33 protein-coding genes are annotated in these 26,760 nt (G+C 69.0%); 20 read left to right on the plus strand and 13 right to left on the minus strand.

The genetic code is table 11. The features are described 5' to 3' along the window. Positions 1–34 precede the first annotated feature (34 nt). Positions 35–1,633: a peptide chain release factor 3 gene (locus AC07NG_RS04260; RefSeq protein WP_492856505.1), complete on the plus strand. Its 1,599-nt coding sequence runs from the start codon at positions 35–37 to the stop codon at positions 1,631–1,633. Positions 1,634–1,720: 87 nt separating this feature from the next. Then, positions 1,721–2,581 (plus strand): TonB family protein, encoded by an 861-nt coding sequence (locus AC07NG_RS04265; RefSeq protein ID WP_494592405.1) that lies wholly within the window; start codon positions 1,721–1,723, stop codon positions 2,579–2,581. Here AC07NG_RS04265 and AC07NG_RS04270 read toward each other — a convergent pair. Beyond that, entirely contained in the window at positions 2,565–3,731 is a 1,167-nt protein-coding gene (locus tag AC07NG_RS04270) for a hypothetical protein (RefSeq protein ID WP_494592407.1), read from the minus strand. The two genes, AC07NG_RS04265 and AC07NG_RS04270, sit on opposite strands and share 17 nt — an antisense overlap. 67 nt (positions 3,732–3,798) lie before the next feature. Continuing rightward, positions 3,799–5,010 carry a glycosyl hydrolase 53 family protein gene (locus tag AC07NG_RS04275; protein WP_494592409.1) on the minus strand — a complete coding sequence of 404 codons (1,212 nt, stop codon included), beginning with the start codon at positions 5,008–5,010 and terminating at the stop codon, positions 3,799–3,801. 179 nt (positions 5,011–5,189) lie between these two features. Between AC07NG_RS04275 and AC07NG_RS04280 the strand changes: the two genes are divergently transcribed. Then, positions 5,190–5,570, plus strand: a complete 381-nt coding sequence (locus AC07NG_RS04280) for a methylglyoxal synthase (RefSeq protein WP_494592411.1) — start codon at positions 5,190–5,192, stop codon at positions 5,568–5,570. A gap of 170 nt (positions 5,571–5,740) precedes the next feature. On the opposite strand, the gene AC07NG_RS04285 is transcribed toward AC07NG_RS04280, so the two are convergent. Next, positions 5,741–6,226, minus strand: coding sequence for a ribonuclease H family protein (locus AC07NG_RS04285; RefSeq protein ID WP_494592414.1), 486 nt, complete (start codon positions 6,224–6,226; stop codon positions 5,741–5,743). A gap of 374 nt (positions 6,227–6,600) precedes the next feature. Here AC07NG_RS04285 and AC07NG_RS04290 point away from each other — a divergent pair, with 374 nt between their 5' ends. From AC07NG_RS04290 to AC07NG_RS04300, 3 genes are all read left to right on the plus strand, one after another. After that, a complete protein-coding gene (locus tag AC07NG_RS04290; RefSeq protein WP_494592416.1) occupies positions 6,601–7,983 on the plus strand; it encodes a hypothetical protein in 1,383 nt (460 codons plus the stop codon). A 67-nt stretch (positions 7,984–8,050) separates the two neighbouring features. Then, positions 8,051–8,356 (plus strand): hypothetical protein, encoded by a 306-nt coding sequence (locus AC07NG_RS04295; RefSeq protein WP_110121324.1) that lies wholly within the window; start codon positions 8,051–8,053, stop codon positions 8,354–8,356. Positions 8,357–8,417: 61 nt separating this feature from the next. Further along, a complete protein-coding gene (locus AC07NG_RS04300; protein ID WP_494592418.1) occupies positions 8,418–9,254 on the plus strand; it encodes a hypothetical protein in 837 nt (278 codons plus the stop codon). A gap of 7 nt (positions 9,255–9,261) precedes the next feature. On the opposite strand, the gene AC07NG_RS04305 is transcribed toward AC07NG_RS04300, so the two are convergent. Further along, positions 9,262–9,915, minus strand: a complete 654-nt coding sequence (locus AC07NG_RS04305; RefSeq protein WP_487289103.1) for a J domain-containing protein — start codon at positions 9,913–9,915, stop codon at positions 9,262–9,264. 58 nt (positions 9,916–9,973) lie between these two features. Between AC07NG_RS04305 and AC07NG_RS04310 the strand changes: the two genes are divergently transcribed. Continuing rightward, complete coding sequence (locus AC07NG_RS04310) at positions 9,974–10,246, plus strand: BolA family protein (protein ID WP_492856494.1); 273 nt, start codon at positions 9,974–9,976, stop codon at positions 10,244–10,246. Between the two features lie 89 nt (positions 10,247–10,335). After that, positions 10,336–10,767, plus strand: coding sequence for a cytidine deaminase (cdd, locus tag AC07NG_RS04315; protein ID WP_494592420.1), 432 nt, complete (start codon positions 10,336–10,338; stop codon positions 10,765–10,767). Between the two features lie 121 nt (positions 10,768–10,888). On the opposite strand, the gene AC07NG_RS04320 is transcribed toward cdd, so the two are convergent. The 3 genes from AC07NG_RS04320 to AC07NG_RS04330 form a co-directional block, all read right to left on the minus strand. Next, complete coding sequence (locus AC07NG_RS04320) at positions 10,889–11,110, minus strand: YdcH family protein (protein ID WP_110133432.1); 222 nt, start codon at positions 11,108–11,110, stop codon at positions 10,889–10,891. Between the two features lie 93 nt (positions 11,111–11,203). Continuing rightward, the gene (locus tag AC07NG_RS04325) at positions 11,204–11,653 is read right to left on the minus strand and encodes a TIGR02444 family protein (protein WP_494592422.1); all 450 of its coding nucleotides are present in this window, start codon (positions 11,651–11,653) and stop codon (positions 11,204–11,206) included. Positions 11,654–11,658: 5 nt separating this feature from the next. Then, complete coding sequence (locus AC07NG_RS04330) at positions 11,659–12,288, minus strand: UbiX family flavin prenyltransferase (protein ID WP_110117945.1); 630 nt, start codon at positions 12,286–12,288, stop codon at positions 11,659–11,661. Between the two features lie 133 nt (positions 12,289–12,421). Here AC07NG_RS04330 and AC07NG_RS04335 point away from each other — a divergent pair, with 133 nt between their 5' ends. After that, positions 12,422–12,595 carry a YdcH family protein gene (locus AC07NG_RS04335; RefSeq protein ID WP_110117944.1) on the plus strand — a complete coding sequence of 58 codons (174 nt, stop codon included), beginning with the start codon at positions 12,422–12,424 and terminating at the stop codon, positions 12,593–12,595. 87 nt (positions 12,596–12,682) lie between these two features. Here AC07NG_RS04335 and AC07NG_RS04340 read toward each other — a convergent pair whose 3' ends face one another. Continuing rightward, positions 12,683–13,396, minus strand: a complete 714-nt coding sequence (locus AC07NG_RS04340) for a DUF1013 domain-containing protein (protein WP_110117943.1) — start codon at positions 13,394–13,396, stop codon at positions 12,683–12,685. Between the two features lie 190 nt (positions 13,397–13,586). Here AC07NG_RS04340 and AC07NG_RS04345 point away from each other — a divergent pair, with 190 nt between their 5' ends. Next, the gene (locus AC07NG_RS04345; protein WP_487289112.1) at positions 13,587–14,213 is read left to right on the plus strand and encodes a hypothetical protein; all 627 of its coding nucleotides are present in this window, start codon (positions 13,587–13,589) and stop codon (positions 14,211–14,213) included. A gap of 19 nt (positions 14,214–14,232) precedes the next feature. Here the strand turns inward: AC07NG_RS04345 and AC07NG_RS04350 are convergent, their stop codons facing one another. Then, the gene (locus AC07NG_RS04350) at positions 14,233–14,733 is read right to left on the minus strand and encodes a hypothetical protein (protein WP_494592425.1); all 501 of its coding nucleotides are present in this window, start codon (positions 14,731–14,733) and stop codon (positions 14,233–14,235) included. A 66-nt stretch (positions 14,734–14,799) separates the two neighbouring features. On the opposite strand from AC07NG_RS04350, the gene AC07NG_RS04355 reads away from it, so the two are divergent. Next, positions 14,800–15,348 (plus strand): hypothetical protein, encoded by a 549-nt coding sequence (locus tag AC07NG_RS04355; protein ID WP_494592427.1) that lies wholly within the window; start codon positions 14,800–14,802, stop codon positions 15,346–15,348. A gap of 187 nt (positions 15,349–15,535) precedes the next feature. On the opposite strand, the gene AC07NG_RS04360 is transcribed toward AC07NG_RS04355, so the two are convergent. After that, positions 15,536–16,510, minus strand: coding sequence for an NAD(P)H-quinone oxidoreductase (locus AC07NG_RS04360; RefSeq protein ID WP_494592430.1), 975 nt, complete (start codon positions 16,508–16,510; stop codon positions 15,536–15,538). Positions 16,511–16,584: 74 nt separating this feature from the next. Here AC07NG_RS04360 and AC07NG_RS04365 point away from each other — a divergent pair, with 74 nt between their 5' ends. The 6 genes from AC07NG_RS04365 to AC07NG_RS04390 all read left to right on the plus strand — a co-directional run bounded on the left by AC07NG_RS04365 (position 16,585) and on the right by AC07NG_RS04390 (position 21,102). Next, on the plus strand, positions 16,585–16,791 hold the full coding sequence (locus tag AC07NG_RS04365; RefSeq protein ID WP_487289117.1) for a DUF1192 domain-containing protein: 207 nt from the start codon (positions 16,585–16,587) through the stop codon (positions 16,789–16,791). A gap of 155 nt (positions 16,792–16,946) precedes the next feature. Next, a complete protein-coding gene (gene rcdA, locus AC07NG_RS04370) occupies positions 16,947–17,459 on the plus strand; it encodes a protease adaptor protein RcdA (protein WP_487289119.1) in 513 nt (170 codons plus the stop codon). Positions 17,460–17,547: 88 nt separating this feature from the next. Beyond that, on the plus strand, positions 17,548–18,336 hold the full coding sequence (thiD, locus tag AC07NG_RS04375; protein ID WP_494592699.1) for a bifunctional hydroxymethylpyrimidine kinase/phosphomethylpyrimidine kinase: 789 nt from the start codon (positions 17,548–17,550) through the stop codon (positions 18,334–18,336). Further along, the gene (locus AC07NG_RS04380; protein WP_494592432.1) at positions 18,333–18,812 is read left to right on the plus strand and encodes a hypothetical protein; all 480 of its coding nucleotides are present in this window, start codon (positions 18,333–18,335) and stop codon (positions 18,810–18,812) included. Before thiD ends, AC07NG_RS04380 begins: the two co-directional genes overlap by 4 nt. A 49-nt stretch (positions 18,813–18,861) precedes the next feature. Continuing rightward, positions 18,862–19,389 carry a nucleotidyltransferase family protein gene (locus tag AC07NG_RS04385; RefSeq protein WP_494592700.1) on the plus strand — a complete coding sequence of 176 codons (528 nt, stop codon included), beginning with the start codon at positions 18,862–18,864 and terminating at the stop codon, positions 19,387–19,389. Positions 19,390–19,458: 69 nt separating this feature from the next. Continuing rightward, a complete protein-coding gene (locus AC07NG_RS04390; RefSeq protein ID WP_494592701.1) occupies positions 19,459–21,102 on the plus strand; it encodes a family 43 glycosylhydrolase in 1,644 nt (547 codons plus the stop codon). Between the two features lie 7 nt (positions 21,103–21,109). Here AC07NG_RS04390 and AC07NG_RS04395 read toward each other — a convergent pair whose 3' ends face one another. Next, entirely contained in the window at positions 21,110–22,225 is a 1,116-nt protein-coding gene (locus AC07NG_RS04395; RefSeq protein WP_494592434.1) for an ankyrin repeat domain-containing protein, read from the minus strand. A gap of 148 nt (positions 22,226–22,373) precedes the next feature. Between AC07NG_RS04395 and AC07NG_RS04400 the strand changes: the two genes are divergently transcribed. Continuing rightward, a complete protein-coding gene (locus AC07NG_RS04400; RefSeq protein ID WP_494592436.1) occupies positions 22,374–22,991 on the plus strand; it encodes a DJ-1/PfpI family protein in 618 nt (205 codons plus the stop codon). Between the two features lie 17 nt (positions 22,992–23,008). Next, positions 23,009–23,833 (plus strand): PhzF family phenazine biosynthesis protein, encoded by an 825-nt coding sequence (locus AC07NG_RS04405; RefSeq protein ID WP_494592438.1) that lies wholly within the window; start codon positions 23,009–23,011, stop codon positions 23,831–23,833. A 6-nt stretch (positions 23,834–23,839) separates the two neighbouring features. Here AC07NG_RS04405 and AC07NG_RS04410 read toward each other — a convergent pair whose 3' ends face one another. Beyond that, positions 23,840–24,199 carry a hypothetical protein gene (locus AC07NG_RS04410; RefSeq protein ID WP_492856477.1) on the minus strand — a complete coding sequence of 120 codons (360 nt, stop codon included), beginning with the start codon at positions 24,197–24,199 and terminating at the stop codon, positions 23,840–23,842. Positions 24,200–24,351: 152 nt separating this feature from the next. Then, a complete protein-coding gene (locus tag AC07NG_RS04415) occupies positions 24,352–26,229 on the minus strand; it encodes an ATP-binding protein (RefSeq protein WP_492856475.1) in 1,878 nt (625 codons plus the stop codon). Between the two features lie 167 nt (positions 26,230–26,396). On the opposite strand from AC07NG_RS04415, the gene AC07NG_RS04420 reads away from it, so the two are divergent. Further along, entirely contained in the window at positions 26,397–26,741 is a 345-nt protein-coding gene (locus tag AC07NG_RS04420; protein WP_110121613.1) for a hypothetical protein, read from the plus strand. Positions 26,742–26,760: the final 19 nt, after the last annotated feature.

Genomic DNA, 26,760 nt, shown 5'->3' on the forward strand with positions numbered 1-26,760 from the left:
TGACAAGGACGCGCGGGGGCGGTAGTTCCGCCGGATGAGCACCTCTCCCGCCGCTGAAGCCGCCCGTCGGCGCACCTTCGCCATCATCAGCCACCCCGACGCCGGCAAGACGACGCTGACGGAAAACCTGCTGCTGGCCGGCGGGGCGATCCGCGCGGCCGGCGCGGTGCGGGCGCGCGGCCAGGCGCGGCGCACCCAGTCGGACTGGATGAAGATCGAGCGCGAGCGCGGCATCTCGGTCTCGGCGTCGGTGATGACGTTCGACCACGATGGCCTGATGTTCAACCTGCTGGACACCCCGGGCCACGAGGACTTCTCGGAAGACACCTACCGCACCCTCACCGCCGCCGACGCCGCGGTCATGGTGCTGGACGCCGCCAAGGGCATCGAGCCCCAGACCCTGAAGCTGTTCGAGGTGTGCCGCCTGCGCGACATCCCGATCATCACCTTCATCAACAAGATGGACCGCGAGGCCCAGGACCCGTTCGAGCTGCTCGACGAGGTTTCCTCCAAGCTGGCCCTCGACCCCGCGCCGCTGTACTGGCCGGCCGGTTCGGGCGGGCGCTTCAAGGGCATGCTCGACCTGCGCAGCCAGCAGTTCCTGCCCTACGCCAAGAAGAGCTCGACCGACGAGGAGGGCCACCCCGACGCCGTCGCCTTCAACGGCAACGCCATCGTCCAGTACCTCGAGCCCGACGAGCGCGCCGAGCTGGAGGAGAACGCCATGCTGGTCACCGAGGCCGGCAAGCCGTTCGACGTGCAGTCGTTCCTCGAAGGCCACATGACGCCGGTGTTCTTCGGCTCGGCCCTGCGCCACTTCGGCGTCGACCAGCTGCTGGCCGGCATCGGCGCCTATGCGCCCGCGCCCAAGCCGGCCAAGGCCAGCAAGGCCGGGGCCGAGACCCATGTCGCGCCGGGCGACGGCGAGGTCTCGGGCTTCGTCTTCAAGGTCCAGGCCAACATGGACCCCAATCACCGCGACCGGATCGCCTTCCTGCGCCTGACCAGCGGCCGCTTCACGCGCGGCATGAAGCTGAAGGCCCAGAACACCGGCAAGGCCATGAGCGTCAACGCGCCGATCATGTTCTTCGCCAGCGACCGTGAACTGGCCGAAGACGCCTTCGCCGGCGACGTGATCGGCATCCCCAACCACGGCGTGCTGCGCGTCGGCGACAGCCTGTCGGAGACCGGGTCGCTGCGCTTCGCGGGCCTGCCCAACTTCGCTCCGGAAATCCTGCGCCGCGTGCGGGTCAAGGATCCGCTGAAGGCCAAGCACCTGAAGAAGGCGCTGGAGGGCCTAGCCGAGGAAGGCGTCACCCAGCTGTTCCGGCCGATGATCGGCTCCGACTTCATCGTCGGCGCCGTCGGTCAGCTGCAGTTCGAGGTCATGGCCGACCGCCTGGCCAACGAATACCAGCTGGACGTGATCTTCGAGAACAGCCCCTACGCCGAGGCCCGCTGGCTGGTCGGCGAGCGCGCCGACGTCGAGGACTTCGAGAACAAGCACAAGACGGCCATGGGTCGCGACATCGACGACCAGCCGGTGTTCCTGGGCAAGAGCGGCTGGGAGATCAACTACGTGGCGGAACGCTACCCGAAGGTGCGCTTCGAGCGGACCAAGGAACGGGGCTGAGGCCCCGCTTTCGGCCTTTCCCGACGCCCGCCTCGTGGTAGAGATTTCGCTCCATGCTCGCCCTTTGCGGGCGTTCGCGGAGGGGCGATGCGGTTCTGGTGTCTGGGTCTGGCGGCGCTGGCCGTCGTCGTCGCATCGCCGGCTCTGGCCGAGCGGCTTTCCACGGACGCCGAGGTCTTCGTGCCCGAAGGCCGCTACTATCCTGATCGGGCGCAGCGTACGTCGGTCGAAGGCTGGGCGCGGCTGCGCTGCGCGGTCCATGAGGCCGGCGTGGTGGGCGAGTGCGCCGTCGTCGGCGAAGCGCCCACCGACTACGGGTTCGCCGACGCTCTGTTGAAGGCTTCTCGGGTGGCGCGCCTGCGCTCGCCGGCCCCGCCGGGCGATGTCGTCTACTTCTATCTCGAATTCCTCGTTCCGGACGGCGGCGCCCAGCCGGCGAGGACCTCGGTGACGCCGCCGCCGCGCGCGACCATCGAGGCCGCCCGGCCCCCGCTGGCCGAGCCGATCGGCATGGCCCGGGTGTCCTGCGAGGTTCCACTGAAGGGCAAGGGCCGCCTGACCCATTGCCGCGCGCTGTCCGAGGCGCCGTCCAGCGACGGCTACGGCGCGGCCGGCGCGGCGCTGGCCGAACGGGCCTACGCGTCCATCCTGCCGCCGATGTCGGGCAGGGTGCATGTCCTCATCATGCCCGAGGGCAAGAGCCGGCGGCCGTTCGGCTACGATCTGGAGGACTACGAACTGGAGCCGGTCGGCGAGGCGGCCGCCCTGCCGCCCGGTCCGTCGGAGTCGGTGTTGCTGAACTGCGCGCTTGCGGCGGACAATCGGCTGCACGGCTGCCGACCCAGCGGCTCTCCGACGTCGAAGGAGGCGACCGCCGCCGCCATCGCCCGCAGCAATCATCTGCGCTTTTCCCGCCGGACGACCTTCGTCATCAACTGGGGCCAGTGACCTTCAGCGGCGGGTCTTCGTCGCGCCGGCCCAGCCAGCGGTCCGTTTCGCCGATGCCCGTGCCGATCCAGGCCAGCACCTGCTCGACCGGGATCGGATCATCCGGCGCCAGGCGCAGCTGGGTGACGAGGTCGCCGGGGCGCACCTTGCCGTCGATGATCGGCAGCAGGCGGGCGTCCGCGCCGCGCTCGCTCCAGCCGAACGGCGACCAGTCGCTGGGCACGGCCTTCAGCGCCAGATAGCGCCTGGGCGGCTGGCCCGGAAGGCAGGGCAGGACCGGACCCAGCATTTCCGAGCCGAAGACGTCGAGGGAACGGTCCATGGACGCGATCTTGTGGTCGCCCACCATGCGCGGGCGGCAGGCCAGGGTCGATCCGACGGCGACGGGCGAGACCTCGTAGACGGCCGCGTCCGAAAAGCGGGCGAAGACGTCGGCCGGCGCGGCCGTCAGGCGCACCTGGTCCTCGCCCTGGCCGCTTCGCAGCCGGCGCAGCCGCCGGACCAGCAGGTCCTGGTCGGCCTGCCCGCGCACCACCGGCTCCCAGTGCGTGATGCGCCGCTCGCCGTCGAGAAAGACCAGGTAGTCGAGCCCGGGGTCGAGCATCGGCGGTTCGGCGCCGTCGGCATAGCGCGGGCGCTCCATGGGGCCTTCGATGTCCGTTCGCCGGTCGGCGAGGCTTCCGCGGTGCAGGAACAGGAAGCCGGCATGACGACGCTGGGCCCTGCGGTGGTCCTGGCCCCAGACGGCTTTCCAAAGGTCCAGGCGTCGGCTGTGCAGGAAGGTCGGATCCACCGGATAGGCGCCGCCCAGCAGAGCCGGGAAGCGCGTTTGCGGCTGGCCCTTGAAGGTTTCGACCAGGTCGAGGTGGTAGCGTCGGCTGCGCTCGAAGGCGGTGCAGACGTCGCCGTCCAGCCAGCCCGGGGCGTCGCCGCGCAGCCAGGCGGCCAGGCGCACCAGCAGGCAGGGCGGCGTCCAGGCGGGCGCCGGACGCACCAGGGCCACGGCGGCGGCGTTTCGATACTCGGCGACGCCGGCGGGGCTGCGCAGCTGGGCCAGGCTCGGCGGCTGCGGCTCGTAATAGCTCGTCGCCAGGGCCGGACCGGCCCAGGCCAGGCCGAGGATCAGCAAGGCCGCCCGTACGTGCTTCACGACATCCCCCCGAGAGCGTCTCTTACGGATTACGCTCGTAAAACTCTCTCGGGTCAAGCGATCGCCGTCAGGCCTTCTTCACGCCGTAGTCCCGCGCCATCTGCCGGTAGAGTTCCATGAAGGCGTTGGCGTCGTAGCGGCCGCCGTGCTCGGTCTTTTCGGGCGGCGAGGGCGGGGCGCCGGCGATCTGCGCGCCGGGGGCCTCGGCGGCGTTGATGCCCTGCGACAGCAGGTTGGGGCGCGGGCCCTCGCCGGCGTTGTGGCCGTCCTGGTCGAAGATCGCCTCCTGGTGCCGGGTCGGCTCCCAGATGAACGTGCCCCAGCCGCGCTGGCCAGGCGCGTCGAAGACGAGATCGTTCACGTAGCGCTTCCGGCTGGAATATTCGGCCACGTAGAAGCCGTGGTCGCGGTAGCGCTCGCCGAACCGGGTGAAGGTGTTGGTCCAATCGCCCTCGGCGGCCTGCTGGTAGCAGGAGAAGCCGACGGCGTCGAAGCGCACGCCGCGCGCCAGAAGGCTGTCGGTCCAGTGGCTGACGATGGTCCAGTGCCGGCCCAGATGGTTGTGCAGGCTGGTCTTGACGCCCGGAACCGTCTCGCGCGAGGCGTCCAGGCCCGCGCTGAGCAGTTTGGCCAGCTTGTCGAAACCGCCGGCGTCGGGAACGTTCAGGTGCACCGCGTCGGTGGCCGGGTTGCCGGTCGGGACGGGCAGGGGCACGCGGCCGTCGGGCCACAGCATGCCGAAGGTGATCTCGTTGCCGATCACCACCATGTCGGGCCTGGCGCCGGCCTTGGTCAGGGCGCTCAGCACCGTGCGGGTGTGGTCGCCGACGGCCTTGGCCAGCGCGTCGAACGGCAGGTCGGTCCAGGCGGCGGGTTTCACCTGCTTCTGCGGATCGGCCCAGTTGTCGCTGTAGTGGAAGCTGATCGTCAGGTGCATGCCGGCGGCCTTGATCCGCCTGGCCATCGCTACCGTCTGGCCAAGGCCCGCCCAGGGATCGGTCTGGCGGCCCTTGGAGTAGCCGTTCTCGGGATTGACGAAGATGCGGATCTTGATGGCGTTGAAGCCGGCGTCGCCCAGGATCGCCAGGATGTCGCGCTTCTGGCCATTGGCGTAGAAGGTCGCGCCGTCGGCCTCGTCCTGCGGAATCCAGGTGATGTCGGCGCCCAGCAGGAACGGGCCGGGGCGGGCGCCGGGCTGCGAAGCGAAAGCGGCAGGCGCGGCCGACAGCAGCGGCAGGGCGGTCAGGCCGGCGGCGAAGGCGCGACGGTCGAGGGTCATGGCGTCTGCTCCCGTGGACCGCGCGCTGCACGCGATCTCATTATTTGAGATATCGTTTCAATATGTATCCTAGCGGTATTGCGCGTGAAAAGGGAAGTGGCCCGCCGAGGGGAGGGGGTGGCTGGCGGTCGCCGCGACAGCCGCTATAGGAGGGACGCCTTCAACCGGAGCCGTCCCGCATGACCCGCCAGTTCGCCATCGGCCTCGTGGCCCACGACGACAAGAAGGCCGAGCTGGTCGACTGGGCCCTGGCCCACGCGGCGTTCCTGGAAAAGCACGTGCTCTACGGCACCGGCACCACCGGCGGCCGCATCCTGCAGGCCCTGCCGCAGCTGCAGCTGACCCGCCTCAAGAGCGGTCCCCTGGGCGGCGACCAGCAGTTGGGCGCGATGATCGCCGAGGGCCGGCTCGACATTCTGGTGTTCTTCGTCGACCCGCTGTCGCCCCAGCCGCACGACGTCGACGTCAAGGCCCTGATCCGCCTGGCGACGCTCGCCGACATCCCGTTCGCGTGTAATGCGGCGACCGCGACGCTGGTGGTGAAAGGGCTCAGCGCCTGATCCCTCTCCCCTTGCGGGAGAGGGTGGCCTCCCGGAGGGAGGTCGGGTGAGGGGTCTCTCAGAAATCAAAACCGGGTGCAGCGGTCAGGCTGGGTGAGGTGTCTCATGTTTGAGAGACCCCTCATCCGTCGGCCTTCGGCCGCCACCTTCTCCCGCAAGGGGAGAAGGAATTAGGCGGGAAACTTCAGCAAGTTCGGCTTGGGGATCGCGGCCTTGAAGCTGCCGCGGCTCTTGGACGTGTCCAGACCGAACTCGGCCCAGGCCGTGAGGAATCCGCTCGCCGGGGCGCTGGCCGCCAGCGGGACGAGGTTCAGCACCGGCCGGGCGGCGACCAGGGCGCGGGCGGCGGCCCAGGCTTCGGGTTCGGCTGCCGCATAGGCGCCGTCGCTGGCCACCAGCTCGCCGGCCAGAGCGGGATCGGCGAAGCGCAGGGTCACGGCCGCATCGGCCGGCAGGTCCGACAGGCTGGTCAGCGCCTCGATCAGCGCCGTGAGACTCATCTTCGCCAGGCTGGTGCGGCGCTCGCCGCCGGCCGCGCCCTTGATCGCCGCCGCGCCCGACTCGCCATCCTGCCGGCGGACGAACGTCCAGCCGCCATAGCCGGGATCCTGCTTGCAGAGGGCGGCGGTCCAGAGGGTCACGGAGGGGCTGGTCATGGCGGTTTCCTAGCGCCTTGCGTCGGAATTCGCCACTCCACGCGGTAACGACCCTGAACAAAGTGTAAACAAGGTCCTAAATCTTAGGGTTAACGTCATTTTCACTTCGGTGAACAAAGTTATAATTCGTGCAACCGCACTGCCCGCTGGTTGTGGATCGATCAAGCAAAAAGCGTGCCAGAATGGGTCAAAAACCCAGATTTCCAGGCCGTCGTGGCGATCAAAGTTAATGTGATCTAAATATTCGTGGTTAACGGCAGATTCACACCTGTTAACCCCTTGTTAAGAGCGTTGGCTCCGGTTTTGCTGATATCGCGTTAAATCCATCTCGGGCGTGCCGAGGTGGGACGATCCGGGTGCGGAGTGCGCGAGCGATGTTCGAATTCGTTGGACGGGACCTGAAGCGTTTGCTGGGCGTCGACGGCCAGGGCCGCGTGTCCCATGCCGCCGCCCATCGCGAAGGGCTGACCGGCGGCGACACCGCGCTGCTGGAACTGATGGACCTGCGCCTGCTGACCAACGAGGCCCGCGCCGCCGACGTGGCCGCCGGCCGCATCGGCTGCAAGGACCGCGCGGTGCGCCTGCTGGAAGCCGCCGTGGTCTGGCGCGAAGTGGCCCGCCGCACCGGCGACGCCGCTGCTTTACGTAAAGGCGCGGCCCAGGCCGAGGCCGCCGCCCGGCTGGGCGAGACCGAGCGCAAGCCCGAGCTGACCGCCGCCGCCCGCTGCGAGCAGGCGGTGCTGGCCATGCTGGGCGCCGAACTGTTTGGCGACGAGGGCCTGCACGCGGCCGCCGGCGCCACGCTTTCCCTGGCCAAGTCGGCCCACGGCCCGCACGCGCCCCTGGCCTCGGCCCTGATGGCCGCCGTCGACGGCCGCATGGCGCTGTCCGACAACGATATCGACCGCGCCCTGGCCTGCGCCCAGGCCTTCGAAGCCCCGCTGGACGTGCTGGCGAGCGATCGCGGCGCCAAGGCCGGCGGCGGTCGCCTGCAACTGGCCGACCAGCGCGCCGCCCGCATCGACCTGCTGCTGGCCTGCGCCGTCCGCCTGAAGGACCGCTCGCTGGTCGAGGTCGCCCTGGCCGAGGCCCGCGTCGCCGTCGCCGCCCTCGATCCCGATTTCGAACCCCTGACCTGGTCGCGCCTGGAACTGCTGCGCGCCGAGGCCCTGACCCGACTGGGCGATTTCGACGGCGAACTGTCGCTCATCGCCGACGGCGTCGAGGCCGCCACCCAGGCGCTCGAGCCGCTTGATCCCGGCCACAGCCCGCTGGACTGGGCCCGCGCCCAGGCCGGCCTGGGCGAGACCCTGCAGATGATGGGCGAGGCCACCACCTCGGACCGCTGCTTCGAGCAGGCCGTCACCTGCTACGACCGCGCCACCCACATCGTGAAGGTGCAGCCGGCCCTGTCCCTGCGCGCCGCCGTCGCCAACAACCGCGCCCTGAGTCTCGCCCGCTGCGCCGAGCTGACGGCGGACCTGGCCGTGCTCGACGCCGCCGAGATGGCCTTCAAGGCCGAGCTTTCCGCCCATCCGGGCGCGCGCGATCCGGCCGGCTGGGCCGTGGCCCAGATGAACCTGGCCCGTCTCTATGAAGCCCGGGTCGAGATCACCGGCCGCGACGACGGTCGCCTCGATCGGGCGGCCACCGCTCTTGCGGTCGCGTTCGACGTCTTCGCCGAGCTTGGCCTGCGGTCGCTGACCGACCTGGCGGCCCAGGGGTTGCAACGGCTCAAGCAGGCGAACGCCGCCTGACCCAAAATGACACCGGAGGCTCCCGGGAAACCCCCAGGGCCCTCCGCAAGATAATAGGGATGATACAGTGATCGCTTCGTTCGTTCTCGCCGCCGCCGTGACCGCCGCCGCTCCGTCCGCCTCGGCCGAGCCGCAGGCCCGTGTCGTCCAGGTGGCGCAACCGCGCGAAGCGGTGGCCCTGCTCAGCTGCATGGTCAAGAACAACGGCGGCCTGACGGCTTGCAGCGTCCAGGCCGAGAGCCCCAACGATCTGGGCGTCGGCGACGCCGCCCTGCAGATGGCCTCGCAGATCCAGGTCGACCTGCTGGGTCCGGACGGCAAGAGCCGCGCCGGTTCGTTCATCGACGTGCCGATCCGCATCCGCATCCGCTGAATTTAAGCGCGAGTCCGCTTTGAGACTCGCGCGACTGGCCGGCCGGGCCTAAAGCTCGGCCATGGCCTTCAAGCGCGCCTTTCCCTGGATCGTCACGGCCGCCGTCATGGCGGCCACCCTCGCCGTCGCCGGCGGACTGACGCTCCGCCGCGACCGCGCCGAAGCCGCCCGCTCCGCCGCCGCCTCGCCGGACGTCACGGTGTCTCAAGCCGAAGACGATCGCGCCTACGCCCGGCTGTTGCGCGAGAATCTCGACCAGGGGCGTCCCGAAGAGGCCAAGGTCCTGGCCCGTTTCCCCGATCTGGCCCGCCGCGAGGGCGATGTCCTGTTCATGCGCGGCCCCCGCGGTGACGTGGCCAGCTTCTCCGACAGCGGCTTCTGCGACGGCTTCGACCAGTGCGCGCGCTGGCGCATGGCGGGCGTCGTGGCCATCGGCGGCGAACGGCTGCCCCATCTCACCTTCACCCACGGGGAGGGCGAGCTCCTGTCGCTGCTGATCGGCGCCGACGGTCGCCCTCGCGTCGCGGACGTCGGAACCCCTTCAGGCTCGCCCGACGGCGCCTGGCTGGTGTTCGGCAATGAGAGCGACGACGGCGGCGGCGTGACCGTCTATCGGGCCGACGGCGCGGACCTGGTTCCCACGGCCTCGAAGGGCGTGTCCTGCCGGCCGGTAGCCTGGCTGTCGGCGACTCGCCTGCGCATGAGCTGCCTCGTCGGACCGATCGGCGAGGCCCGCCGCGTCGAGGTGGTCCTGGCGCGCGCGACGGACGGCGGCTGGTCGCTGGTCTACCCGGACGGCACGCGCGAGCCGCTGGACGCCATCGCGACCGAGGAGGGCGAGCCGGGCGACTTCTACGAAGGCTGGAGCGAGAAGGGCTACCGCCGCCTCGCGCCCTGAGTCGTCGCTACTTCGCCATCCCGGACTTCTGCAGGGTCTTGTAGGCCTTGATCACCCGCTGGAGCTTGTGCTCGGCGCTGCGGTCGCCGCCGTTCATGTCGGGGTGGCAGCGCTTGAGCAGGTCCTTGTAGCGGGCGCGGATGGCCGCGGCGTCGGCGTCGACGTCCAGATCCATGTCGGCCAGGGCCTGGCGCTCCAGCTTGCCGACGGCGCGGCCGGCGGCGGCCGATTCGGCCTTTCGCTGCTGGGCGCGGAACAGGCCGAACGGGTCGGCCATGTTGCGGGCGTCGCGGGCGGCGGCGGCGGCGGCCTCGCGCGAGCCGGCGTCGGCTTTCATGCTCCAGGTCGGCCGGCCGCCGGTGACCTTCTCACGCTCCTGCTCGGCGCGGATCTGGCCCTCGTTCATGCCGGCGTAGAAGTTCCAGTTCTTGTTGTACTCGGCCGCGTGCGGCTGACAGAAATGGTAGTACTGGCCCGGCAGGTCGCGGCTCTTGGGCGCCTTGGCCTCGGCCGGACGCAGGCAGTCGGCATGCTCGCACCGACGCTGACCCGGCTTCAGCCGGTTGACGTCGTCGGCGCGCGGACCCTCCTCCTCGCCCGGCTTGGGCGGGCGGACGCGGATGTCGAAAAACTTGGGGCGGTATTCGAACGCACGGCTCATGGCGCTTAGAGTAAGCCCAGGCTATTTCCGTTCAAGGATTGACATGCCGGAGATCACCATGGGCGCCGTCTCAGACGCCATCGAAGCCAAGTTGACCACCGCTTTTTCGCCCACCCGGCTGGAGGTCGTGGACGACAGCGCCCGCCACCAGGGCCATGCCGGCCACCGCGAGGGCGGCGAGAGCCACTTCAACCTGACGATCGAGGCCGAGGCCTTCGTGGGCAAGGGCCGCGTGGCCCGTCAGCGGCTGATTTTCCAGGCCCTGGCCGAGGAGATGGCGGGTCCCGTGCACGCCCTGTCGATCGTCGCCCTGGCGCCCGGCGAAACCTGACCGCAGCCCGCCTCTTTGCGCTTGCATAAGCGGGCCGCGACTGATTGCCTCGGTTCCCGGCGCGATCCTGCCGGGATCCGAGGGATGGCATGAGCGCCGCGAAATCTTTTTCTGAAATCCAGGCTTCCGACGAAGCGGCCATCGCCGCCGCGCTGCCGGCCTATCTTGAGCGGTCCTACGCCCGCTATTCGAACTTCACCGTCGCCAGCGCCGTCATCGACGACCTGGGCGGGGTGCATTTCGGCGTCAATGTCGAGAACGCCGCCTATCCGTCGGGCACCTGCGCCGAGCAGACGGCGATCGGGGCCATGGTCACGGCCGGCGGCCGCCGCATCGAACGCGTCTACATCGCCGCCGGCTCCGACGCCGTCGTCCAGCCCTGCGGCGCCTGCCGCCAGCGCATCGGCGAGTTCGCGGCCAAGACCTGCGAGATCGTCTCGGTGCAGGGCGGAGCGGCCACGAAGCGCACGCCGTTCTGGAGCCTGCTGCCCGAGGCGTTCGGGCCCGGGGATCTGGAGTAGGGCGGGGGAGACCCCCTCCGGCCCTCCGGGCCACCTCCCCCAGAGGGGGAGGATCTACGGCCTCAGATTCTCCCCCTCTGGGGGAGCTGTCGCGGAGCGACTGAGGGGGTGCGCGCAGCGCTTAAGCGATGATGTCCGGCGTCACCTGGTCTTCCAGGCGGACGATCTCGTCCTTCAGGGCCAGCTTGCGGCGCTTGAGGCGGGCGATCTGCAGCATGTCGGGCTGGGGGCGTTCTTCCAGGGCCGCGACGGCGTCCGACAGGTCCTGGTGCTCCTCCCGCAGGATCGCCAGGCGGCGCTCGATGGCGATGGAGGTTTCTTCCGAAGGATCGTCATCGTTCATGGACGTTCCCCCACTCTGAGCACTGGTCCGAAGGCGGTGATAGATAGCAAAGCCTGACGGGCGGTAAAGGCTGGAGCGCGCCGAGCTGCCATTTCAGGCCAAAGCATCTGCCAACCGCGCCAAAGCCGCGTCCTGCGGCGGCTCGCCGGAGGCCCGGGCCGCCGCCAGCAGGGCGCCGTAGACGTCGGCCGTGGCGCCCACCGGGCCGCAGATCGCCTCCAGGCTCTCCATCAGCAGCTTCTCGCCGGTCAGCTCGGCCGCCTTGACCTGGTCGCGGAAGGCTTCCCGGGCCGGATCGGCCACGTCGGGACGCGAAGGCTTCAGCGCCCGGCGCACGCCGCGCAGGGGCGCGCCGATCTCGGCGTCCCAGGCGCGGGCCAGGGCCGCGGCGCGCGCCAGGTCGGCGGGCCGTCCCTCCAGCGCCGTCCAGGCCGCCCACAGCAGGAACGGCACGTTCTGGCCGTGCGCGTCCTGCAGGTGCAGGCAGGCGACTGCGACAGGCTGTCGCGCATAGACGGAAAGCGCCCAGTCCCAGAACCGCATGGCCGTTAATTTTCGTCCGTTTCGTTGACGGTAGATCCGATCGGCGGAAGGTCCTCGCCCCAGCGCTTCACCGGCCCCCAGGTCAGGCCGAAGAGGTCGAGCGCCCGGCCCACCGACTGGTCGACCATCTCCTCGATCGAGACGGGTTTCGCATAGAAGGCCGGCACCGGCGGGGCGATCACCGCGCCCATTTCGGCAAGGCGCGTCAGGGTGCGCAGGTGGCCCAGGTGCAGCGGGCTCTCGCGCACCATCAGCACCAGCGGCCGGCGCTCCTTCAGGGTCACGTCGGCGGCGCGGGTCAGCAGGGAGGAGGTTACGCCGGTGGCGATCTCGCTCATCGTCCGCACCGAGCAGGGCGCGACGATCATGCCCAGGGTGCGGTAGGAGCCCGAGGCGATCGAGGCCCCGACGTCGCCGATCCGGTGCACGACGTCGGCCGTCTCGGCGGCCTCGGCGACCGAAAGACCGGTCTCCTGGGCCAGGGTCAGGGCCGCCGACTTGCTCATCACGAGGTGGCTCTCGACCCCCAGGTCGCGGCAGGCGGCCAGGGCGCGCAGGCCGTAGAGCGCTCCCGACGCGCCGGAGATTCCGATCACCAGGCGCGGCTTCGGGGGAGGGGCGGCGGCGTCCGTCATGGTGAATTTTCGTCCGTCACGGGAGGAAGCGTCGCCACGTCAAGCGCCGCCGATTGCAATCATATGTGATCTGACAGTCCGGACCAGCGGGTGTTCACTCCCTCGGTCAACAGCCCAAAAGGAGGCCGAGCCCATGGCCATCGAATCCCGTATCCGCGAGCTGGGGTCCCGTCACGAGAACCTCGACCGCACGATCCAGGAGGAGACCAGTCGACCGGGTAGCGACGCCACCAGGCTTCGAGAGCTGAAGCGGCAGAAGCTCAGGCTCAAGGAGGAGATAGAGGGACTTCGAGCCCGGCTCCATTAGCCTTTAGGCAAGGAAAAGGCCCATCCGAGCGTCGGATGGGCCTTTTTGCTGTCCGGTTTTCCCCGTCCTCTCGGACGGGGAGGGGGATCAGTCCTCGTCGTCTTCGTCGTCGACATTGCCCTTGAACGAGCCGAACACGTCCTCGGCCTTCGGTTCGGCGCGGGCGGCGCGGATGTCGCGCTCTTCCTGCTCTTCCTCGGAGATATAGGCCGTTTCGGCCGCCGGACGCAGGGTCGGGTCCTCGGCGACGATGCCCTTCTTGGCGTCGTCCTTGGCCTTCTTCTCGGCCGCCTTCTTGACGAGGGCGTCGAGTTCCAGCTGGCCGACCAGGCCCAGGGTCACCGGATCGACCGGCTTGATGTTGGCCGCGTTCCAGTGGGTGCGGTTGCGCACCTGCTCGATGGTGGCCTTGGTCGTGCCGAGGATCTTCGAGATCTGGGCGTCGGTCACTTCCGGGTGGTGGCGGATGAACCAGGCGATGGCGTCCGGACGGTCCTGGCGACGCGACACCGGGGTGTAGCGCGGGGCCTTCTTCTGCGGCTTCAGCAGCTCGGCGTGACGGCTCACCTGGGCCTTCATGCGGTACTGCGGGGCGCGCTGGGCCTTGTCGAGCTCTTCACGGGTCAGCTGGCCGTTGCCGATCGGATCGGCGCCGCGGATGTCGCGCGCCACTTCGCCGTCGGCGATGCCGCGAACTTCCAGCGGGTGCAGGCCGCAGAAGTCGGCGATCTGCTCGAAGCTCAGCGAGGTGTTGTCCACGAGCCAGACGGCGGTCGCCTTGGGCATCAGAATGTCGGACATGCGGTCCTCCAGAAATGACGGCGCCCGACCTTTCGGCCGGGCGGGGTTGTTCAACGAGAGCTATAATCCGGTTCTCCCGGAAAGGGAACGGGGATCGATGCGGCTCGCGACAAGGCTGTCACGCGCCGCATTGATCGCGATGCGTGCATTCTGCTAACCTCGCCGAAAAGGCGAAAGCGGGAGGCGCGCCATGGCTCTGAAGGACAGTGACGCTTTCTTCGATTCCATCCGCGGCTCCAAGATGCTGGGGCCGACCCTGAGTCAGACGGAGGTGGCCGGCTGCAACGCCGTCCTCACCGCGCTCGGCGCCCACGGCTGGGGCGCGGCCTGGACGGCCTATGGCCTGGCCACCGCCTATCACGAGACCGCCCAGACCATGCAGCCGATCGACGAGCAGGGCGGCGACGCCTATTTCCGCCGGCTCTACGACGTCGAGGGCATCAATCCCAAGCGCGCCAAGGCCAACGGCAACACCGCGCCCGGCGACGGCGTGCGCTATCACGGCCGGGGCTACGTGCAGCTGACCTGGAAGAACAACTATGTCCGCGCCGCCAAGGAGCTGGACGAGCCGATCGACCAGCAGCCGACGCTGGCCAAGCGTCCGGATCTCGCCGCCGCGATCATGGCGCTGGGCATGGAGGAGGGCTGGTTCACGGCCAAGGGCCTGGGCCGCTACATCGACAAGGCCGCCGGCTCGGCCACCCAGAAGGCCTACGGCCTGGCGCGCTACGTCATCAACGGCAACGACAAGGCCGCCCAGATCGCCGGCTACGCCGCCACCTTCGAAAAGGCCCTGAAGGCCGGCGCCTGGAACTGAGGGCGAGGGCGGGGCGCCCTCACCAGGCTCCGTCGTCGAAGCGCAACACCTTCAGCGTGTCGCCGGCCTTGGTTATGTATATGTATTCGCTGGCGAAAGCGGTTGGGTATTCGACTTCGTAGGTGATGGCGCAGGTTGCGCGGCCATTGAGTCTATAGAGCGAGCTTTTTGTGACTTTCCGTTGAAAATTGTTCTTCAATCTCTCTGCAGTTGATTTTTTATACTTCAGCGCGTTTTCGCTGTATTCAACATAGATGGGGTTTCCGCCTACTTTCTTGCGGCGGTCGGAAAAGTACTTTTTGAATTCTGACAGGTTACGCATCGGCCGATATTCGGATCGAACGAAGCGGAAGGCGTCATCGAATTTTCCGCGATCGAAATAGTACAGGAACTGGTTCGACGTGTTGAAAAACTCGGCGCCGCAAGATTGTGTGTTGCTGTCCGCCATGGAATTGACCGGGGTGGTCAAAAGGATGGTTGTGGCGCAAAGTGCGATCAGGGATTTGGCTTTGCATCCCATGATTCCATCTCCAGCCCGATCGGAGTGCATGTCGTGGTCGTGATACTCTCGATTGTCGCTCTTTGCATGTGGTTTCTGCTGCCTCTGCTGCCGAGCATTCTGATCTACCGGCTGTTTCCCAAGTCGCCCGTGCGGGCGACGGGGGTCCTGGCGGGCATAACCTTCAACGCCGGCGGCGCGTTCGCCGCCTACCTGATCCTGTTCGCCGTCGCCGCGCCCTTCATCGTCGACCTGAACGACCGCATCGACCGCTCCCGCTCGCAGTTCTGGACGATCAACGCGACGGTGCAGCTGGACGGCGCCAACATCGAGGACTACGGCGGCGACACCTTCGCCGTCCTGCGGCCCGACGTCGTGGACTTCACCGAGGGCAACCTGGAAATCGCGGTGCGCAAGGACGAGCGCGGCATGTTCCCGCGCATCACCATCGTCGTCGGCTGCAATGGCGACCGGGCCTGCATCGCCGCGCCGCGCGAAGGCGCCTATTACAAGACCATCAACCTCAACAGCGCCGATCTGAAGATGAAGGAGCTGCCGGGCGGGCGCCTCCAGCTGGTCGACACGGTGCGCCTGGTCAAACGCGTGCCCCGCACCGCGCCGCCGCCGCCGAACTAGCGGGGGGGCAGTGCCTGATCCCTCTCCCCTTGCGGGAGAGGGTGGCCCTGCGGAGCAGGGTCGGGTGAGGGGTCTCTCAGAACCCAACGCTGCGTGCGGCGGTCAGGCCGGGTGATGCGTCTCAAGTTTGAGAGACCCCTCATCCGTCGGCCTTCGGCCGCCACCTTCTCCCGCAAGGGGAGAAGGGTCAGGTGGTCAGCACCACCTTGCCCACGTGCTCGCCCGCCTCCAGGTGCGCATGGGCCTTGGCCGCCTCGGCCAGGGGGAAGGTCGCGTCGACGATGGGCTTTAGCTTGCCGGCCGCGATCCATGGCCAAACCACCCGCTCGACCTCGGCGGCCAGGCGGGCCTTCTCGTCGGCGGGACGGGGGCGCAGGGTCGAGCCGGTGATCACGGCGCGTTTCTGCATCACCTTCATCACGGGGACCTCCAGCGTACCGCCGGCCAGGGCGGCGATGTAGACGATGCGGCCGCCGGTCTTCAGGGCGTCGAGGTTCTTGTCGAAATAGGCGGCCCCGACCATGTCGAGCACCACGTCGACCCCGCCGGCGGCCTTGGCGATCTCGGCGAAGTCCTCGGTTTTCGCGTCGACCGCCAGGTCGGCGCCGAGTTCGAGCGCCTTGGCCTTCTTGTCGGCCCCGCGACCGGTGGCGATGACGATCGCGCCGGCCGCCTTGGCCATGGCGATCGCCGTTGTCCCGATCCCGGACGTCCCACCATGAATCAAAATGGTCTCGCCAGGCTTTAGCGCGCCGTGTTCGAACACATTGGCGAAGACGGTGAAGACGGTTTCGGGCAGGGCCGCGGCGTGAACGAAATCAAAGCCTTCGGGCACGGGCAGGGCCTGGCGGGCGTCGACCACGGCGTATTGCGCATAGCCCCCGCCGCCCAGCAGCGCGCAGACCTTGTCGCCGACCTTCCAGCGTCCGGCGGCGACCTCGACCTCGCCGGCGACCTCCAGGCCCAGCGTCGTCGGCGCGCCGGGCGGCGGCGGATAGAACCCCAGGCGCTGCAACAGGTCCGGACGATTGACGCCCGCCGCGCGCACCCGGATCAGGATCTCGCCGGGGCCCGGCATAGGGCGCTGAACTTCCGCCGGGCGCAGGGCGTCGGCCGCCCCCTTGCCGCCTTCGATCTCGATCGCGGTCATGGTCTGGGACATGCTGGCGGCTCCGTCGCGCTTGCGTCGCGCCCTAGGTAGGCGTCTGATGGCCGATCGGAAAGGGAGGATGGCCGATGATGGAAGAGCCGGTCGAGCCGCGCGCGTTCCGTGGCGATGCGCTGAACAGCGCCGCGCACGAGGATCTCGAGACCTACGGCGTCATCGAACTGGAAGAGCGGATCGAGGCTCTCGAAGCCGAAATCGCCCGCACCAAAGCCCAGCTCAGCAAGAAGAAAGCCGGGCGCGCCGCGGCCGATGCGCTGTTTGGTCGCCTCGACTAACGAATGGTTTACGCTACCCGTGGACCCTTAAGGCGCGTCCGTCGGTCACAGTGAGTCGGGGCGGTCGCGAAACGGGACGTTAAGACTTGGCACGGGGGTTGCAGTCCGCCTCCTCAAGCGAGACGTCCTCGCGGCCTTAGAGGCATTGAGTAGACATGACCGATCCGAACGCGTCCACGGCCCCCTGGCGGGCGGGAGTCATCCAGGACTTCGCGCGCTCCGAACTGTTCGACCGCACCTTCGACGAGGGCATGCTGCTGGTCGAGGAGACCGCGGCCTATCTCGACGGGGCCGGCCGTCATGACAGCAAGATCCTGTCGCGCAACGCCGCCCTGGCCTACGCCAGCGAAAGCATGCGCCTGACCACGCGTCTGATGCAGGTAGCCTCGTGGCTGCTGGTGCAGCGCGCGGTCAAGGAAGGCGAGATGGCCCCGGAGGCCGCCTGCGCCGAGAACTACCGCCTCGCCGTCGAGACCAGCGAGCAGGCCGCGGCGATCGAGGATCTGCCCTTCGGCCTGGTGAACCTGCTGCAGCGCTCCGAGCGCCTGTACGAGCGGGTCCGCCACCTGGACCGCCGCATGTATGTCGAGGCCGCCGCCGTCGACGAGGCCCCGCGCCCCGTCCAGGCCCAGTTCGACCGCCTGACTGCCGCCTTCGGCGTCGCCTGACCCCGTTCAACTGATCTCGAAAGCGGGGTAGGACAGGCGCGTGACCCAAGCGCCTTCCCCCGATTCCGCCATTCCCGCCGGACCCTTCCTGGGCCGCGTCCTCATCCTGGCCGGATCCGATTCCGGCGGCGGGGCGGGGATCCAGGCCGATATCAAGACCGTCACCGCCCTGGGCGGCTACGCGGCCACGGCGATCACCGCCATCACCGTGCAGAACACCCTGGGCGTCACCGGGGTGCATCCGATCCCGCTGGATGTAATCGAAGCCCAGGCCCGCGCCGTGCTCGACGACATCGGCGCCGACGCCTTCAAGACCGGCATGCTGGGCGACGTCGGCGTGGTCGAGACCGTGGCCCGCGTCCTGGCCAGCGCCCCGCACGTGCCGGCCGTCGTCGATCCGGTGATGATCGCCAAGGGCGGCGCTCCGCTGCTGGCCGACCGGGCGATCGACGCGGTCAAGGCGCTGATGATCCCCCGCGCCACGCTGCTGACCCCCAACGCGCCGGAGGCTTCGGCCCTGACCGGCCTGCCGGTCGAGACCATCGACGACCAGCGCCGGGCCGGCGAGGCCCTGCTGGAACTTGGCGCCCACGCCGTCCTGATGAAGGGCGGTCATGTGGCGGGCGAACGGGTCGTGGACCTGCTGATCACCCGCCAGGGCGAGACCAGCTTCGAGGGCGAGCGGATCGACACCCGCCACACCCACGGCACCGGCTGCACCCTGGCCAGCGCCATCGCCACCGGCCTGTCTCAGGGTCTGCCGCTGACGCAGGCCGTCGCCCGGGCCTGGAACTACGTCCACGAGGCCATGCTGCGCGCCCCGGGCCTCGGCAAGGGCCACGGTCCGCTCGACCATGCCTGGCCGGTGCGGGGATGAAGTCGAGCCCGAAAGGCGCGAAGCTTTTCTGGATCGCCGCCGCGGCGGTGCTCGTCGTGGCCTATGTCTACGTCACGCATGGCGGCGTGCGGGACGGCGGCGTGAGCCGCATCGAGATCGCCGGCGCGCCGGGTGAGCGGTTGGCCCGACACTTTCCGGGCTCGGACACGGTGTGCGAGTTCACGCCCGGCATCAAGTCGCCGCCCGACGCGAGCACGCTCTACACCGACGACAACACGCACGACGCCGTCCAGTCCGTCCGCGCCGTCTGTCCCGACATCGGCAAGCGCGACATCCCGTTCAGCTTTCTGGCGGTCGAGGAAAGCGTCTTCGTCGGCCTGAAGGGCTGCCGGGTGGTCGGCGTCTACAAGATCTACAAGGGCAAGCGTCCGATGGACGGCGTCCCGCAGGGGTTCTGCGCGCCGCCCTCCCGGCTGCTGGTGACGAACGATGGAGGCGTGGGCCTTGACCCCTGAGACCCTGGAAACCCGCCTGATCGAGATCGTCCGCGCCACGCCGACGACGATGGAAGTGCTGCGCACCGTCCGCGACCTTGATTTGCCCGACTGGATGATCTTCTCCGGCGCGGTCTACCAGCCGGTGTTCAACAGCCTGACCGGCCGGCCGCTGGACTACGGCATCAAGGACTACGACGTCGCCTATCACGACGATCGCGACACCTCCTACGAGGCCGAGGACGTGGTGATCCAGCGCGTCGCCGCCGCCTTCGAGCCGCCGCTGCGCGAACTGGTCGAGGTGCGCAACCAGGCCCGGGTCCATCTCTGGTTCGAGAAGAAGTTCGGCGCCGACGAGCCCTATCCGGCCCTGCGCTCCAGCGCCGAGGCCCTGGAGCGGTTCGTGGCCACCGCCTTCTGCGTCGGCGTGCGGCTGGAGGCGGATGACGCCTTGCGCGTCTGGGCGCCGTTCGGCCTGGACGACCTCTTCTCCATGCGCCTGCGGCCCAACCCGCTGCGGGTGAAGGGGGCGGGGGGCTGGGCCCGCACCACCGGCTCGGCCAAGACCCGCTGGCCGGAGATCACCGTCGAGGGGTGACCGCTCTGGACGGCGTGGCCGCGCCGCTCTACGGAATTTGATAGCGCTATCATTTTCGTGAGCGACCCCATGGCCCTGCCGCGCCGCACCCTGTTCAAAGGCCTCCTGGCGGGCGTCGCCGCCGCGCCCGCCCTGGCCGCGCAAGCCGCCGAGGCCAAGCCGGTCGCCCAATCGAGCGTCAAGGCTACGGTCCCGACCTGGGGCAAGGGTCCGGACGGTCGCCGCACGGCCGACCTGGGCGACGGGACCTACCTGAACCCGATCATCGCCGGCGACCATCCGGATCCGACGATCCTCAAGGACGGCGACGTCTACTACATGACGTTTTCGTCGTTCCTGGCCTATCCGGGCCTGGTGATCTGGAAGTCGATGGATCTGGTGAACTGGACCCCGGTCGGCCCGGCGCTGCGCAAGCCGCTGGGCACGATCTGGGCGGTGGACCTGGTCAAGCACGACGGCCGCTACTTCATCTACATCCCGGCCGATCCGACCGGGCAGGGCTGGTCGATCTTCGCCATCTGGGCCGACAGCATCGAGGGGCCGTGGAGCGATCCGGTCGATCTGAAGATCAGCGGCTGCATCGATCCCGGCCACGTCGTGGGCGAGGACGGCAAGCGCTACCTGTTCGTCAACGGCGTGCGCAGGATCCGCCTGACCGACGACGGCCTGGCCACCGACGGCCAGTTGGAGAAGGCCTATGACCCCTGGCGCTATCCCGATGACTGGATCGTCGAGAACTTCGCGCCCGAAGGCCCCAAGCTGCTGCGTCACAACGGCTGGTTCTACCTGATCACCGCCGTCGGCGGCACGGCCGGGCCGGTGACCGGCCACATGGTCATCGCCGCCCGCTCGCGCTCGGTGAACGGTCCCTGGGAGCACTGCCCGCACAATCCGCTGGTGCGCACCCGCAGCGAGGCCGAGCCCTGGTGGTCGCGCGGCCACGCCAGCCTGGTGGAAGGCCCGGCCGGCGACTGGTGGATGGTCTATCACGCCTACGAGAACGGCTTTCGCACGTTGGGCCGCCAGACCCTGCTGGAGCCGATCGAATGGACCGCCGACGGCTGGTTCAAGCCTCTGGGCGGCGACCTCTCCAAGCCGATCAAGAAGCCGCGCGGCGGCAAGGCCGCGCCGTCGGGCTTTTCCCTGTCGGACGACTTCTCGGCCGATCGCTTCGGCCTGCAGTGGGCGTTCCACGATCCCAAGCCGGGAGAAGGCGAGCGCACCACGTTCGAGACCAAGGCCCTGCGCCTGAAAGGCTCGGGAACCTCGCCGATCGACAGCGCACCGCTGACCTGCATCGTCGGCGACCGTTCGTACGAGGCCGAGATCTCGCTCGACCTGATCGGCGAGGCCGAGGCGGGGATCCTGCTGTTCTACAATCACAAGGCCTTCGTCGGCCTGGGCGTCACCCCGACGGCGCTGAAGACCTTCCAGTATTCCGAGGAGCTGGCCTGGGCCCGGATCAAGCACGAGGCCCGCAGCGTGCGCCTGAAGGTGCGCAACGACGAGCATGTCGTGACCTGGTGGTATTCCTATGACGACGGCGCGACCTGGACTCGCCACGGCACGCGGATGGAGGTCTCGGGCCTGCACCACAACGTGTTCGGCGGCTTCATCAGCCTGAAGGTCGGGATCTACGCGGCGGGGCCGGGCGAGGTGCGGCTGCACAACTTCGTCTATCGCGCCGGCCTGCCGAAGACGGTCGAGAGCTAGTCGGGCGTCACCGCGTGTAGTCCGGCGTCGGCAGGGGCGCGGGCGTCGGGTTGAGCGCGACCCAGCGGACGGCCAGTTCGCAGAGGCCCGCGCCGGCGCCTTCGGCGTTCTTGATCTCGGCGGCCAGCCGCGCGGCCCGGTCGCGATCGGCGGTGGGCAGAGGCTCGCCGGAACCGATATGCGCCAGGAAGGCGCGCAGCATCTTGCGGTAGTCAGCGTCCCAGTTGACGGCGCCATTGCCGTCGATCTCGTTGGCGACCTTGCCCGTGATGCGGATCACCTCGCCCTGCACGGTGGACGCCGCGCCGCGGGAGGGGACCAGCAGTTCCCACAGTTCCTGGTGCTGGTCCTGCCAGCGGGCCGATCTGGCGACGATCGGCCCGCGCTCGTCGTGCATGACCCGGCGCGGGACGGGGGGAACCTCGAACAGCGCATAGAGCCGGTCGAGCCCGGCGCTCGTTTCTTCCAGAAAGTCGGGATTGAAGCCCCGGCGGTGGAACTCGAAATTCTCGCCGATGCGCTGGACGAAGGCCTGCATCCGCGGCGTGACGGCGGTGCGGTCGCCGGACTTGCCCGTGAAGCGTTTGAAGAGATCGCCCAGGCCCTGCTTGCGCGGCGGCTCGGCCGCCAGCAGCAGCTCGGCCGCGCCCGCCATCGCCGCGATCTGGGCGTTGCTGCACCGCTGCAGGCCCGCGACCAGGGGCGTCAGCCCGGCGGTGTCGAGCACGTCGGCCCGCGCGCCGCGCTCGAGCAGCCGGCGCACGGCGTCGAGATTGGCGAACTGGGCGGCGTGGTGCAGCGGCGTGGCGCCGTCGTTGTCCTGGACGTGCACGTCGGCGCCCAGCGCCAGCAGGGTCTCGACATTGCCGAACAGGCTGGAGGCGCGGTTGTGCAGGGGCGTGCGGCCGTAGGTGTCCTTGGCCTCGATGTCGGCGCCCTGGCCGACCAGCCAGCGCGCCAGGTCGTCGGAGCAACTGTGGAAGCCCAGGGCGGTCTGCTTGCCGTAGCCGCCCCGGGCGTCGAGTTCGCAGGTTTCGAACACCGCCTGCTGCGCGGCGAAATCGCCGGCCTTCAGCAGCGCGTCGAAGTCCTTGGGCAGCAGCTTCTTCTTGGCCTTCGGCATCGTCGTCCTTCTCGATCGCCGGTGAACGAGCAAGGCTATGCCAATCGCATGGCGACCTGCAAAGGAGTATTGTCATGATGACAATACTCCTTTTGCTTCATGGATCATTGCCCGTTACCGCTTGAGCCTCACGCAAGAGGAGGCTCCGGTGCGGATCGCGGTTCTGACGTTCGATGGGTTCAACGAGCTGGACTCGTTCATCGCCGCGGCGATCCTCAACCGCATGAAGGCCAAGGGTTGGGCGGCTTACATCACCGCGCCGACGCCGGAGGTCACCTCGCTGAACGGGGTGACCGTGCAGCGCCAGCAGCCCCTCGAATTCGCCGCCGAGGCAGACGCCGTGCTGATCGGCAGCGGCTCGAAGACCCGCGAGATCGCCGCCGATGCGGACCTGCTGTCGCGGCTGAAGCTGGATCCCTCACGCCAGCTGATCGGCGCTCAATGCTCGGGGACCCTGCTGCTGGCCAAGCTCGGCCTCGTCGGCGACCTGCCGGCCTGCACCGATCTTACGACCAAGCCCTGGGTGGTCGAGGCCGGGGTCCAGGTGCTGGACGCGCCGTTCGTGGCCCACGGCAATGTCGCCACCGCCGGCGGCTGCCTGGCCTCGCAGTACCTGGCCGCCTGGACGATCGCGCGGCTGGCGGGCCTGGCCGAGGCCGAGGAGGTCATCCGCTACGTCGCGCCGGTGGGCGAGAAGGATGCTTACGTCGCCCGCGCCCTGGCGGCGATCACGCCCTTCCTGCCGGCCGAAGACGTCGCCGCCTGATTTTCGGGAGAAGCCCCATGCGCCAATGGACCATCGACGCCTTCGCGTCCGCCCCCTTCAAGGGCAACCCGGCCTGCGTGGTCGAGCCGTTCGACCGCTGGCCGAGCGACGCCTGGATGCAGGCCCTTGCGGCCGAGAACAACCAGGCCGAGACGGCCTTCCTGCTGAAGACCGCTGACCCGGCCCGCTACGGCCTGCGCTGGTTCACCCCGGCCCGGGAGGCGCCGCTGTGCGGCCACGCCACGCTGGCGTCGGCCTACGCCCTGTTCGCCGAACTGGGCGCGGACGTCGAGGTGCTGGCCTTCGACACCCTGTCGGGCGAACTGCGCGTGCGGCGCGACGGCGAGCGGCTGGAGATGGATTTCCCGGCCAATCCGCCGCGCCGGGTCGAAATCCCGGGGGGTCTGGCCGAGGCTCTGGGCGCGCCGGTGGTCGAGGCCTGGGCCGGCGCCTATCTGGTGGCGGTGCTGGAGGACGAGGCGGCCGTGCGGCGGCTGGAGCCGGATTTCGCCGCCCTCAATCGTCTCGAAAGCGAGGCGACCGACGGCAAGGGCCAGGTCATCGCCGTCGCCCTGGCCGATGCGGGCCGGCCCTATGCGGTGGTCAGCCGCTTCTTCGCGCCGGCGGCGGGCATTCCCGAGGATCCGACCACGGGTTCGGCCCACTGCATCCTGATGCCGCTCTATGGCGACAAGCTGGGCAAGACGGCGCTGGAGTTCCACCAGGCCTATCCGGGCCGGGGCGGGGACCTGTCATGCGAAAGCCGCGGCGCGCGCGTGATCCTGCGCGGCCGCGGCCTTACGGTGGTGGAAAGCCGGCTCCGGGTGGAGTCGACCTTCTAGTCGGGGTTACCAGCGACCGCGATGGTCGTTGCGGTCGCCGCGGCCGTAGCCTTGGCCGTAGTCGCGGTCATGACGCTCGTAGCGGATCTGGGCGCTGATGCGGTCCAGGCGACGGTCGAGGTCGGCGCGTTCCCAGCCGTTCAGGCCGCCGGCGCGGTAGCGGTATTCGAGGCGGGCCACTTCGCGCAGTTCGCCGTTCAGGCGGCGGGCTTCCTGGCGGTTCAGGTCGCCGTTGCGCACGCCGCGGTCGATCCGCTGCTCAAGCTGCGCCTGGCGCTGGTTGATGGGCTGGGCCATGGCCGCGGCGGGGAGGGTGGCGGCCGCCAGGGCCGAGACCGCAACGATCGGGAGAATGATCTTCTTCATCGGTTCGGTTCCTTCTCAATCTGATCCGCCGTCCTTGTCGGCGGCGTTGAGGAGAAGAAACCACGTCCCGCCTGAAGCGGTTCTGAGCCCGTCGTTATGTTGGGTTCATCTACCTGAAGGCGTCCCTGGACAAGCTCAGGACGAGGGAGAGGTCAGGCGGCGGCCGCCATGCGGGCCGCGGCGGCCACGGCGTCCTCGATGGCGGCGTAGAGCTTGGTGACCTCGATCGGCTTGGCCACGTGGCCGTCCATGCCGGCGGCCAGATAGCCCTCGACCTGGTGGACCAGGGCGTTGGCGGTGACCGCCACGATCGGGGTGCGGGCGCGGCCCTCGGCGGCTTCCAGCGAACGGATGGTGCGGGCGGCTTCGACGCCGTCCATCACCGGCATGTGGATGTCCATCAGGATCACGTCGTGACCGCCGGCGCGCCAGGCCTCGACGCAGGCCGCGCCGTCGGCGACCAGCGCCACCTCGGCGCCCAGCGGGGCGAGGACGGCGGCGATGACCTTCTGGTTGGTCAGGTTGTCGTCGGCGGCCAGCACGCGCAGGCGGCGGCCGGCGGCGGCGTCGGACGGCTCGTCGACCGGAGCGGCCTGGGCGATCTCGCCCTCGCCGCGCGGCATGGCCACGACGACGGTGAAGGTCGAGCCCTGGCCCTCGCGGCTCTGGACGTGAATGCCCCCGCCCATGACGGCGGCCAGTTCGCGGCAGATCGACAGGCCCAGGCCCGAACCGCCGAAGCGGCGGGTGGTCGAGCTGTCGGCCTGGACGAACTTGTCGAACAGGCGCGGCAGGATGTCGGTGGCGATGCCGATGCCGGTGTCGGTGACGTCGATGCGCAGGCCCGAGCCGTCCTCGGCCGAGGCGAAGCGGACCGAGACCGCGCCTTCCAGCGTGAACTTCAGGGCGTTGGACACCAGGTTGTTGAGGATCTGGCGCAGGCGATCCACGTCGCCGTGCCAGCCGCCCAGGGCCTCGGGGGCGACCATGACGCCGAAGTCCAGCCCCTTGTCGCGGGCCTGGTCGACGAAGGTCTCGCGCAGCGAGGAGGCGAGGGCGGAAAGGTCGAAGTCGCGCTCGACCAGCTCCAGGCGGCCGGCCTCGATCTTCGACAGGTCGAGCACGTCGTTGAGCACTGCCAGCAGCAGGCCGCCCGACTCGCGGATGACCGACAGGCGCTCGCGCTGCTTGGACGACAGGTCGTCCATGGCCATCACTTCGGTCATGGCCAGCACCCCGTTCAGGGGGGTGCGGATCTCGTGGCTCATATTGGCCAGGAAGTGCGACTTCAGCACGTTGGCGGCGTTGGCGTCGTCGCGCGCCTTGACCAGTTCGCCCATGGCCGAGCGCAGGTCGTGGTCATTGGCCTCGAGGCGGGCCACCAGGTGGTTGAAGCTGTCGGTCAGGCTGTGGAAGACGTCGTCGTCGCTGGCCTGCTGGACGGGGCTGTAGCGGCCCCCCTGGGCCATGTCGTGCATGGCGTCAGACAGCCGCTGCATCGGCTTGGTCATCCGCCGGGCCAGGCTGTTGGCCAGAAGGATGGCCAGGCCCGCGGCGCCGAAGAACAGGGCGCCGGTCAGGGCCAGGTCGCGGGCCAGGATCTCGACCAGGCTCGGCTGGCGCGCCACCAGCGACAGTTCGCCGACCTTGCGGCCCGACAGGGTCACAGGACGGGTGAGGGTCTCGACGTTGTCTTCGTTCTCGACGCCGATGCGGGCCACGATCTGGCCGGAGGTGTCGGTGAGGCGGGCGCCGGCCACGTGCGGGGCCTTGATGACCGCATCGAGGGCGCGGCTGGCCCCGGCGGCGTTATGGTCGGCGAGGGAGGAGGCGGCGCCGGCGGCGACCATCTCGGCCAGGACGCGATGGTTCTCGCGGGCTTCCTGGCGGGCGACGCTCCACTGCTGGAGCATGAAGCACAGGCATGCGGCGGTCAGGGCGGCGATCGTCGTGCCCAGCGCAACGCCGGCGATCCGCGCCTGTAAAGGCGCGTGAGCCGAAGTTTCGGAGATGTGCCTCGTGTCGTCCATGGGCCTTCCGGCAGGTCAAGCACGTGCATTTTGCCGGCAGGTTCCTAACGCTTCGCTTCCAGCCCCAGGTGCAGTCGCGACAAAACAACGCTAGGGCGCATTTTCGATTGCGGCGACATTAATGATTCGTTTACCTTTTGACTCGGTTCTCTGGAGGAGTCGGGTACGTGGAAAAAGTGTTTGTTGCTCAACGTGTCGCCAACAAGTTGTTTGCGACCGAAAACGCCGTCGATGCGGCGATGGTGAACGCCGCCGAACTGATGTCGGACATGCTGAAGGCCCGTAAGGACCTTGGTCTGTCGGCCGTCGTCGGCGACAAGGCCAGCGCGAAGCTGGTCGAGGCCCTGGCTGCGCTGGGAGAAGCCCGCAGCGCCATGGTCGGCATGCACAACGAGCTCAGCGAAGTGAAACTCCGCGTGGGTATCCGCACCAAGCTCGCGGGTGTGGAAGTCAAGGAAGACAACGTCACGACCACCGGTCAGAAGTCGACGGACCTGCGCGGCGTCGCCTGACGGCGAAGTTGCAAGACTT

The sequence above is a fragment of the Caulobacter sp. GW821-FHT10C03 genome (assembly GCF_059415485.1).